The sequence below is a fragment of the Nocardioides korecus genome (assembly GCF_054778395.1).
The window spans coordinates 43,604-52,042 of sequence record NZ_BAAGZO010000014.1; the positions used below are offsets into that span (position 1 = coordinate 43,604).

At 68.9% G+C, this 8,439-nt stretch carries 8 protein-coding genes and 1 pseudogene; 2 read left to right on the plus strand and 7 right to left on the minus strand.

The annotated features are described in order from the left end of the window. Nucleotides 1–75: 75 nt before the first annotated feature. The 4 genes from bioD to bioB are packed head-to-tail and all read right to left on the minus strand — an operon-like array spanning nt 76 to nt 4,197. Nucleotides 76–744: a dethiobiotin synthase gene (gene bioD / locus ACYVDA_RS19955; RefSeq protein ID WP_460820273.1), complete on the minus strand. Its 669-nt coding sequence runs from the start codon at nt 742–744 to the stop codon at nt 76–78. Then, entirely contained in the window at nt 741–1,871 is a 1,131-nt protein-coding gene (locus tag ACYVDA_RS19960) for an 8-amino-7-oxononanoate synthase (RefSeq protein ID WP_460820274.1), read from the minus strand. Before ACYVDA_RS19960 ends, bioD begins: the two co-directional genes overlap by 4 nt. Next, nucleotides 1,868–3,154, minus strand: a complete 1,287-nt coding sequence (locus ACYVDA_RS19965) for an adenosylmethionine--8-amino-7-oxononanoate transaminase (RefSeq protein ID WP_460820276.1) — start codon at nt 3,152–3,154, stop codon at nt 1,868–1,870. Before ACYVDA_RS19965 ends, ACYVDA_RS19960 begins: the two co-directional genes overlap by 4 nt. 2 nt (nt 3,155–3,156) lie before the next feature. After that, a complete protein-coding gene (bioB, locus tag ACYVDA_RS19970; protein WP_460820277.1) occupies nt 3,157–4,197 on the minus strand; it encodes a biotin synthase BioB in 1,041 nt (346 codons plus the stop codon). A 1,090-nt stretch (nt 4,198–5,287) separates the two neighbouring features. Between bioB and ACYVDA_RS19975 the strand changes: the two are divergent. Together ACYVDA_RS19975 and ACYVDA_RS19980 are read left to right on the plus strand one after the other, a co-directional pair. Further along, nucleotides 5,288–5,503: pseudogene (locus tag ACYVDA_RS19975) on the plus strand (site-specific integrase); the annotation flags it as partial. Between the two features lie 380 nt (nt 5,504–5,883). Next, nucleotides 5,884–6,141, plus strand: coding sequence for a site-specific integrase (locus ACYVDA_RS19980; protein ID WP_460820283.1), 258 nt, complete (start codon nt 5,884–5,886; stop codon nt 6,139–6,141). 235 nt (nt 6,142–6,376) lie between these two features. Here the strand turns inward: ACYVDA_RS19980 and ACYVDA_RS19985 are convergent, their stop codons facing one another. From ACYVDA_RS19985 to ACYVDA_RS19995, 3 genes are all read right to left on the minus strand, one after another. Next, nucleotides 6,377–6,619 (minus strand): helix-turn-helix domain-containing protein, encoded by a 243-nt coding sequence (locus tag ACYVDA_RS19985; RefSeq protein WP_460820284.1) that lies wholly within the window; start codon nt 6,617–6,619, stop codon nt 6,377–6,379. Between the two features lie 160 nt (nt 6,620–6,779). After that, nucleotides 6,780–6,986 carry a helix-turn-helix domain-containing protein gene (locus ACYVDA_RS19990; protein WP_460820279.1) on the minus strand — a complete coding sequence of 69 codons (207 nt, stop codon included), beginning with the start codon at nt 6,984–6,986 and terminating at the stop codon, nt 6,780–6,782. Between the two features lie 567 nt (nt 6,987–7,553). Further along, nucleotides 7,554–8,249, minus strand: a complete 696-nt coding sequence (locus tag ACYVDA_RS19995) for a hypothetical protein (protein ID WP_460820280.1) — start codon at nt 8,247–8,249, stop codon at nt 7,554–7,556. Between the last annotated feature and the right edge of the window lie 190 nt (nt 8,250–8,439).

The window sequence follows — 8,439 nt, forward strand, 5'->3', positions numbered from 1 at the left end:
AACCACTACCCGGCGATGCGCACATTCCGTGGCCAATGGGTGACTTTGTAGCGCTGATGGGTGACCGCCGCCCGGTCAGTTAAACCAGGTCGGCGCGAGTCGTCTGAACCGGCTGCTATCCAGTGTTGACGCGCCGGCGGGGAGGGCGGCGAGGAGAGGCACGCCGCTCACCCGGGGTAGGTCGTCGCGGTTGCAGGTCTCGGCCAGCCCCGGCTCCGGCGGCCAGGATCCGATGACCAGGCCGGTGGGTTCTATGCCCCGGGTGCGGAGGGCTCCGACGGTCAGCTCGGTATGGTTGAGCGTGCCGAGTTCGGCCGAGACCACGACGACGACCTCGGCGCCGAGCTCCGTGGCGAGGTCGAGCAGGGTCCCGCCGTTGGTGTCGAGGCGGACGAGCAGGCCACCGGCTCCCTCGACGAGGACCCGGTCGTGCCGCTCGGCGAGCGCCAGGATCTGGCGGGCGTGGTCGGCGACTGTCGGGATGCGTACGTCGCGGAGGCGGGCGGCGGTGTCGGGGGCGAGCGGATCGTCGAGGGTGGTGAGCTGGCGTACCTCGCACCCGGTGAGCGAATGGATGACCTCTACGTCGGCCGTCTCTCCGTGCTCGGTGCCCATGCCGGTCTGCACGGGCTTGACGATGATCACCGTCCCGAGGTCGGAGGCCAGGACGGCCAGCGCGGCGGTTGCGATGGTCTTGCCGACGCCGGTCCCGGTCCCGGTGACGACGACGATGCGGCCGGTCATCGGTGGGACTCGATGACCTTGGCCAGCACCTCGGTGGTGAACTGCCAGTCATCGTCGGGCACGCCGGCGTTCGTGGTGATCCGCAGTCGGGAGATGCCGTCCGGTACCGAGGGTGGGCGGAAGCAGCCGACCCGCACCCGGCGAGCCAGGCACTCGCCCTGGGCCTGGAGTGCGACGCGTGGTGAGGGCATCGGCACGGAGATGACCGCGCCGGCCGGGACGGCCACGCCGAGGAGGGACGCCAGGTCGGTCACGCGGCGCCGTACCCGCCAAGGCAGGTCGGGGTCCTGGCGCAGCACGCGCAGGGCCGCCAGTGCGCCGGCGGCGGAGGCCGGTGCCAGGGCAGTGTCGAAGATGAACGGCCGTGCGTGGTTGACGAGGTGATCGATCAGGGCCGGGGTGCCGAGCACCGCCCCGCCCTGCGCGCCCAGGGACTTCGAGAGCGTCGCGGTGAGCACGAGGTGAGGGTGGCCGGCCAGACCGAGGTCTCGGACCAGGCCGTGCCCGTTCGAGCCGGCGACGCCGAGACCGTGCGCCTCGTCGACGACGAGGAGCGCGTCGTGCGCCGCGCACACCTCGGCGAGCTCGAGAAGGGGTGCGGCGTCGCCGAGGACCGAGCAGACCGACTCGGCCAGGACCAGCGCTCGCCGTCCGCGGTCGGCCGCGAGCGCGGTGTCCACGGCGGCGACGTCGTTGTGCGGCACCACAGCGATCCTCGCGTGGGAGAGCCGGGCGGCGTCGATGAGGGAGGCGTGGATGTGGGCGTCGGAGACGACGAGGGTGTCAGGGTCGGCCAGGGCGGTGACGACCGCGAGGTTCGCTTGGTAGCCCGTCGACATCGCGAGCGCGGCGGGCATCCCCAGGAACGAGGCGAGCTCCTCCTCGAGGGTGGTGTGCAGCGCCAGCGTCCCGGTCACCAATCGGGACGCTCCGGAGCCGGCGCCCCAGAGAAGGGCCGCCTGGGCCGCGGCCGCCGTGACCGCCGGGTGCCGCGAGAGGCCGAGGTAGTCGTTGCCGGCCAGGTCGATCACGTCGTCGTCGGGGCCCCGGGGGCGCAGCGTGCGAGCCAGGCCGGCCGCGGCACGCTCGGTCGCCTGCTCCGCGAACCACTGCTCCCAACGGCTCATCTGGCCACCGCCGCGGCGCACAGCGCAGTCCCAATCGCATCGAGCTCTGCGTCGGTGCTGATGTACGGCGGCATCGTGTAGATCAGGTCGCGGAAGGGCCGGATCCACACCCCGGAGGCGAGGGCTGCATCGGTCGCTACGACCACGTCCACCGGTCGGTCGAGCTGGATGACGCCCACGGCGCCGAGGATCCGTATGTCGACCACACCTGGCAGGTCGCGGGCGGCGGCGAGGCCGTCGGAGAGCCGGCCGGAGATGCGCTCGATGTTGGCGGCCCAGTCGATCGAGGTGAGCAGGTCGAGGTTGGCCAGCGCGACCGCGCACGCGAGCGGGTTGCCCATGTAGGTCGGCCCGTGCATCAGCACACCCGCTTCCGAGCGGGAGAGGCCGCGGGCGATGGCTGAGGTGCACAGCACCGCGGCCAGGGTCAGGTACCCGCCGGTCAGAGCCTTGCCGACACACATGATGTCGGGGGTGACACCGGCGGCGTCGGCGGCGAACATGGCGCCGGTGCGACCGAAGCCGGTCGCGATCTCGTCGAAAACCAGCACCAGGTCGTGCTCGTCGGCGACCTCGCGCAGCACCCGCAGGCAGGCAGCCGGATAGGGCCACATGCCACCCGCACCCTGCAGCAGCGGCTCGATGATGATGCCTGCGAGCTGATCGACGTTCGCGGCCGCGACCGAGCGGAACGACGCGGCCCACTCATCGATGTCGGCGCCGAGAGCAGGAGGGCGGGGAGCGAAGACGTGCTCGGGCACAGAACCTCGGAACATCGAGTGCATGCCACCCTCGGGATCGCACACGCCCATGCAGCCACAGGTGTCGCCGTGGTAGCCGCCGAGCACGGTGAGCATCCGGGTGCGCTCGGGTCGCCCCAGGCCGCGCTGGTGCTGCAGCACCATCTTGAGTGCGACCTCGACGCTCACCGAACCGCTGTCGGCAAGGAACACGTGCTCCAGACCGTCGGGCGTCAGATCGACGAGCCGTTGCCCGAGCTGGATGGCCGGCTCGTGCGTGAGCCCGCCGAACATGACGTGCGCCATCGAGTCGAGCTGACGGGTCGCGGCCCGGTTCAGCGCCGGGTGGTTGTAGCCGTGGATCGCCGACCACCACGATGCCATCGCGTCGATGATGCGGGAGCCGTCGGCGAAGGTCAGGTGTACGCCGTTCGCCGCGGTGACGAGCCGGACCGGCGTCGGATCGGTCATCGAGGTGTAGGGATGCCACAGGTGTTCGCGGTCCCACGCGAGGAGCTCGGCTTCGACGCTCGCCTCGACCACGGTCAGGCGTTGGGCAGCACGGCCGTGCCGGCACCCCGACGGCGTGCTGCCGGGTTGTGTGATGCATCGCCCGCGGCGGTCAGGTCTTCCTGTGAGCCGAGCACCACGAAGCCGTTGTCGCGGATCAGCGCGAGGTCGGCCTCCGCGTCCTGGCCTTCGGAGGTGAGGTAGTCGCCCAGGAACAGCGAGTTGGCCACGTGCAGCGCCAGACCCTGCAGCGAACGCAGGTGCATCTCGCGGCCGGCGGCGATGCGGATCTCCCGGTCCGGGCACACGAAACGCGCCATCGCCAAGATCTTGAGGCACCGCGCCGGCGACAGCTCCCAGGTGTTCTCGTACGGCGTGCCGTCGAACGGCATCAGGAAGTTGATCGGGATCGAGTCGGACCCGAGGTCACGCAGCGCGAACAACGCCTCCACGAGCTGCTCGTCCGTCTCGCCCAGCCCCGCGATCAGGCCGCTGCACGGAGATAGGCCGGCTTCCTTGACCTTGCCGACGGTGTCGACCCGGTCGGCGTACGTGTGGGTCTGCACGACGTTCTCGTGGTGGGACTCGGCGGTGTTGATGTTGTGGTTGTACGCATCGACCCCGGCCGCTCGCAGCCGCTCGGCCTGGCCGTCCTTGAGCAGGCCGAGGCACGCGCAGATCTCCGCGCCGGGGTGGGCGGACTTGATCGCTCCCACCATGTCGGCGACGCGCTCGACATCGTGGTTCGTCGGGCCCCGACCGCTGGAGACCATGCACACCCGCGACGCGCCGCCCCGGAGCCCGGCCGTGGCCTGCGCCAACGCCTCGTCGGGCTTCAACCAGGTGTATTTAAGGATCTCCGCCGTCGACCCCAGCGCCTGCGAGCAGTAGTTGCAGTTCTCGGCGCACAGGCCGGACTTGAGGTTCACCAGGTAGTTCACCTTGACCGTGTTGCCGAAGTACTCGCGGCGCAGCCGCCCGGCGGCGGCCACGAGACCCAGCAGCTCGTCGTCGGGCGTTCGCAGCACCGCGAGCGCATCGTCCGCGCCCGCAGGTTGCCCTTCGAGGACGGCCATCGCGAGTTGGTTGAATCGTTCCTGGCCAAGCGGGGTCACAACTGCTCCTGGGGACTCGCACCGGTACCGGGCTGGCCGATGGGCCGAAGGGCTAGGTGAACGGTGATCAGGCTAGGCGGCGGCGCTGCACACGTCAATGACTCGATGCTTGCCTCATACGTGCGCCCGGCCTTCGTCGCTGTGAGGCTGTCGGTGGGTGATGGCGGGGGGCAAGCTGTGTCAATTTGTTGGTCTCAGGGGCGCTTGCGCTCAGGGGGCCGTGCGCGTGTCAGGGCATCGGCCGTGGGTGCCTACAGCGACTTGCACGCTCCGTATCGCATGTTGTCAGGTGAAACCTGGTGCCCAGGATTCGAAGTTGGCGGCAGGGGGGTCACCTCACCGGGCGCCTCACCATCTCCTAGAAACGCAAGAACCCACAGGTCAGAGATCTGCGGGTCAGGGACGATGCGCTGGCTGGCGGCAGGTGCAGGATGCGAACGTGTGTAGGCATAAGCCGACGGATTTATGGGGCGGTGGATGCAATGTGGTCACCTGGGACTCTAGGGCTGCCGGCCCGACTTCCGCCAGTTTTCCGGCCACAGCTTCGCGCGGCGCACTCGGGGTGCTGTCGCCCGCGGAGCCTTCCCACCTCGGGAAGGCAAGCCCGGTCGCCCGTGTCGACGTCCAACCACCACCATTGTGGGCCAGCTCGGGATGCTGCATACCGGCGCCCCTCTGTCGTTAAGGGGTGGATGCGAGGGCTCTCGAGTTCGTCGTCTTCCGGTGATGCGCGGTGGGTTGTATCGACGATTTCGCGGGTCCGGGAAGTGGCTGATCCGAAGTGTCGATGTGCGGGGGTAGGTCGGCCGCGCTGGGTCAAGTCCCTGGAATTCTTGAGTCGCCCCGCAGTGCCCTCCCGGGCCCGTGCCAGGTGCCCGTGCGGCGTCGGCGTCGAGCTGGCGGTAGCTCGAGCTTGCGTCAGGTGTTCGAGTGCCTCGCTGTGCCCGCGGCGAGCACGGCCTGGCCTTGTGCTCGTCGTCGCGTGAGGTGCTTCATGTTCAACCCAACGCGGCTCTTGCCGTTCCAGCCGATGTCGATGACCACCGCATAATTGGCCGCAGTCTCGTTTCTAGCCCGGTACGCCGGGCACACCCACGAGCTGTACTCCTACCAACTGCGCCGCTGGTTCGAATGGTGCGAGGCCAATGGCCTGGACCCGCTGGTCGGGATCCAGCGAGCTCACGTCGAGCTTTACATCCGCAGCCTGGGCGAGGCCGGTCTCCTGGCGTCCTCGACCAACACGATGATGCACGGCGTCCGCGGCTTCTTCCGGTTCGCCCACATCGATGGCCTGATCCCCGCCGACCCGGCCGTCTACGCCCGGTTACCTAAGATCCATAGCGACGAGTCCCGAACCCAAAGGTTAGATCGACTCGAGCTGATCCGCTTCCTCCAGGTCGCCCAGACCATCACCGTTCACCACGGCGCTCTGGCCTACTTGCTGGGCATTAATGCCCTTCGTGCGTCAAAGGCCGCCGCGGTCCGGATCGATGAGTACGCAGAGACCCCGAGGGGCCACCGCGTCCTGCACCTGGTCGGGAAGGGTGACCAGCCCGCCACCATGCCGTTGACTGTCCCAGTCACGGGTTCGGGAGGCTTGCCGGGGCGAACGCACTACCGGACCGCTGCTCCTCCGGCCGCTCTCAGATCGACCGATCGACCGCCGCGACGTCTACCGGATGGTTCTGCGAATCGCGAAAGCAGCCCGCATCCCGCCACACCAGCCCGCACTCTCTGCGGCATGCCGCGATCACCAACGCCCTGGACGCCGGCGTCCCACTTCGCGACGCCCAGATCCTTGCTCATCACGCCGACCCACGGACCACTGAGCACTACGACCGCGCCCGAGGCAACCTCGACCGCCGCGGCGTCCACTTCCTCACCGCCTACGCCGCCGCCGTCTAACCGGACCGGCCGCGAGAGGCTGCGTCCACTCCACCGCGAAAGACTGCCGCACCCCGAGCCCACGGATGGACGGACAGACCGGGCGGAGCCCGGCGCTCTGACCGACACCACCCTGGTTCCGCGCCACCCCACCGCAGTTGGGCGAGACTGCAAGCAGGGCGTTGCACGAAGTGTCACCTTGGGGCCTCAGTGCCTGCTCCTGCGTTGCACGCTGAGCGGCCGACCAGCAATGCTGTCAACTTCGGCTTGGATCGACGTCGTCGTCCTCGGTGAGCGGGTGCGCATCGATCCAGCGGGCGGTCTCGTCGTAGGTACGCTCGATGTAGTTCTCGAGGTCCTCGCGACTGTTACGCCAGATGCCGCGTCCCCCGATCTTCATGGCGCGGAGGTCCTTGCCACGTAGCAGCGCATACACCTGGGCCGTGCTGATCGCCAGCTCTTCGGCGACCTGCTCGCGGGTGAGGAACCGGTCTGCCACACGGACACGGGAGTGCCGGCCAGCAGACTGGTGGCGCTTGTCCACAGAACACCGGTTCACAGCACCTAGCGGTGTCTCCGTTGGCCGGTGCGCACTTTGAAAGGCGCAGCCAACCTCGTGGGTCCCGAGGGTCGCCTGGGGATCCCCAGGGGTTCCGCGCTCATGGCCGCCTGGTCTTGCGCGCCAGTCGAGCAGCCTCGATCTGCTCAAGCAAATCCCGCCGGACCCATAGCCGCCCACCGTTTCGGACCGCCGGCAACCGATCACGGTTGATACGCCCGACCACGGCGGGCCTCGTGACCCCGAGGAGCGCGGCCACCTGACTGATCGCGAGCCACTCGTGCTCCAAGTCCGGGCGGTGGTCCACTCGCTGGTATCTGCGGGGTGGACGAGCCGTGCGCGCCTCGTTCTCTGCGGCCCGGCGACGCGCGAGGTCCCTCAACTTACGCGCGGGAGAAGGATCGACCGCGTCTGCCTGTGGAGATCAGTTCGCCCCTCGCGACAAGCTTGGGGACGTTCGAGACATGGCAGCCCAGGATGAGCGCCGCCTGCTGGTAGGTCACCCACTCCGACACGCCCCGACGGTTCCCGGCCAGCGGCAGAGCGAAACCGCAAAGACGCGCCGATCAGGTCCGCGGGCAGCCACCGCTCCACGCTGGCCCATCCCACGGCATCGATCCACTGTTGGGGGTGGCGACTGCAGTTCGGCGACGTGGGCCTGATCGACGTCGGGGACGCCATATGTCTGGGCGGCGGTGTCTTCGAGCCGGTCGACGGCTTCCCAGACTTGGGTGGGCTCAGGCAGGTTGTTGCACTCGCTGAGTCGGTCGCGGGCGGCGCCGACGTCCTGGTGCGTCGGGGCGGGCGTGTTCGGTCAGCAGCTTGACGGCGCGGCGGGCACGCGACATAGCTGCGGCGCGTTCCTTCGTGGCGATCATGTGCGTGGCCCCTTCGGGGTGCGGGTGCGCGGGAAGTGCTCATCGGGGTTGCGCAGTTCCCCGGTCTCCAGATCCACCACGCCGAGCCGCGGCCCGGTGGGTGGGCTTTGGCGCGCTCGTCGACGTTCGGGGAGGGCGTTGACGTCGGCGAGGAAAGCGTCCTCGCGGCGGCGGGTCTGTTCCTGGCTGGTGTGCTCGTTGTGTCGGGGTCGGGCTGGCCACGGGGAATGGTCATCGTCGCAGTGGGAGCGGAGTCGTGCCCGGATACGGTCGGTGAATGACGGCAGGCAGTAGCGGTGCCACTCCTCGAGAGCGTCGGAGGTCTTGGCGAGACCCGCGCGGCGACGCTGATCAGCCAGCACGGCGATCTCGTGAACCAGGTGGGGGTGCTGCGGCCAGTAGGCGGGGATCATGCCGCCTTGCTGAGCGTCCCAGGTGTAGTCGTGGTTGAGCCAGATCACCACGGTATCCAGCCACCGCCACAGCTCGTGCCGCAGCCCGGGGTCGCCACAGCTGGCGGGTTCCCACGGCCGCGGAAGCAGGGCATGGTTGCCGAGCGCCGCCTGCTGTTCGGGGGTGCCGTTGACTGCAACATGCAGCTCGCGGTAGGCCAGTCGAACCAACTTGCCAGGGACCGGGAACGGGGAGATCATCGGCACCGGTTCGGCGTCCGGAGTCTGTTGGGTGGTCACTGGAGGTGACCCCGGTCGTGGTCGTGGTCGTGGTCGTCGGGGTTCTCGGTGAATCCAAGTCGTTGTTGCGTGCCGGGTTCAGTAGAGACTCTGAACTGACGCGTCGACGGTAGTCGGCGCGGGGTTGAGCCGGTAGTGCTCTTCTTCGAACTCGACGGGTGGGACGAGTCCGATCTCGCCGTGTAGCCGT

Excerpts from the sequence above, each read along its gene's own strand:
- bioD (WP_460820273.1), bottom strand. The coding sequence starts at position 744 with ATGACCGGCCGCATCGTCGTCGTCACCGGGACCGGGACCGGCGTCGGC.
- ACYVDA_RS19960 (WP_460820274.1), bottom strand. The coding sequence starts at position 1,871 with ATGAGCCGTTGGGAGCAGTGGTTCGCGGAGCAGGCGACCGAGCGTGCC.
- bioB (WP_460820277.1), bottom strand. The coding sequence starts at position 4,197 with ATGGCCGTCCTCGAAGGGCAACCTGCGGGCGCGGACGATGCGCTCGCG.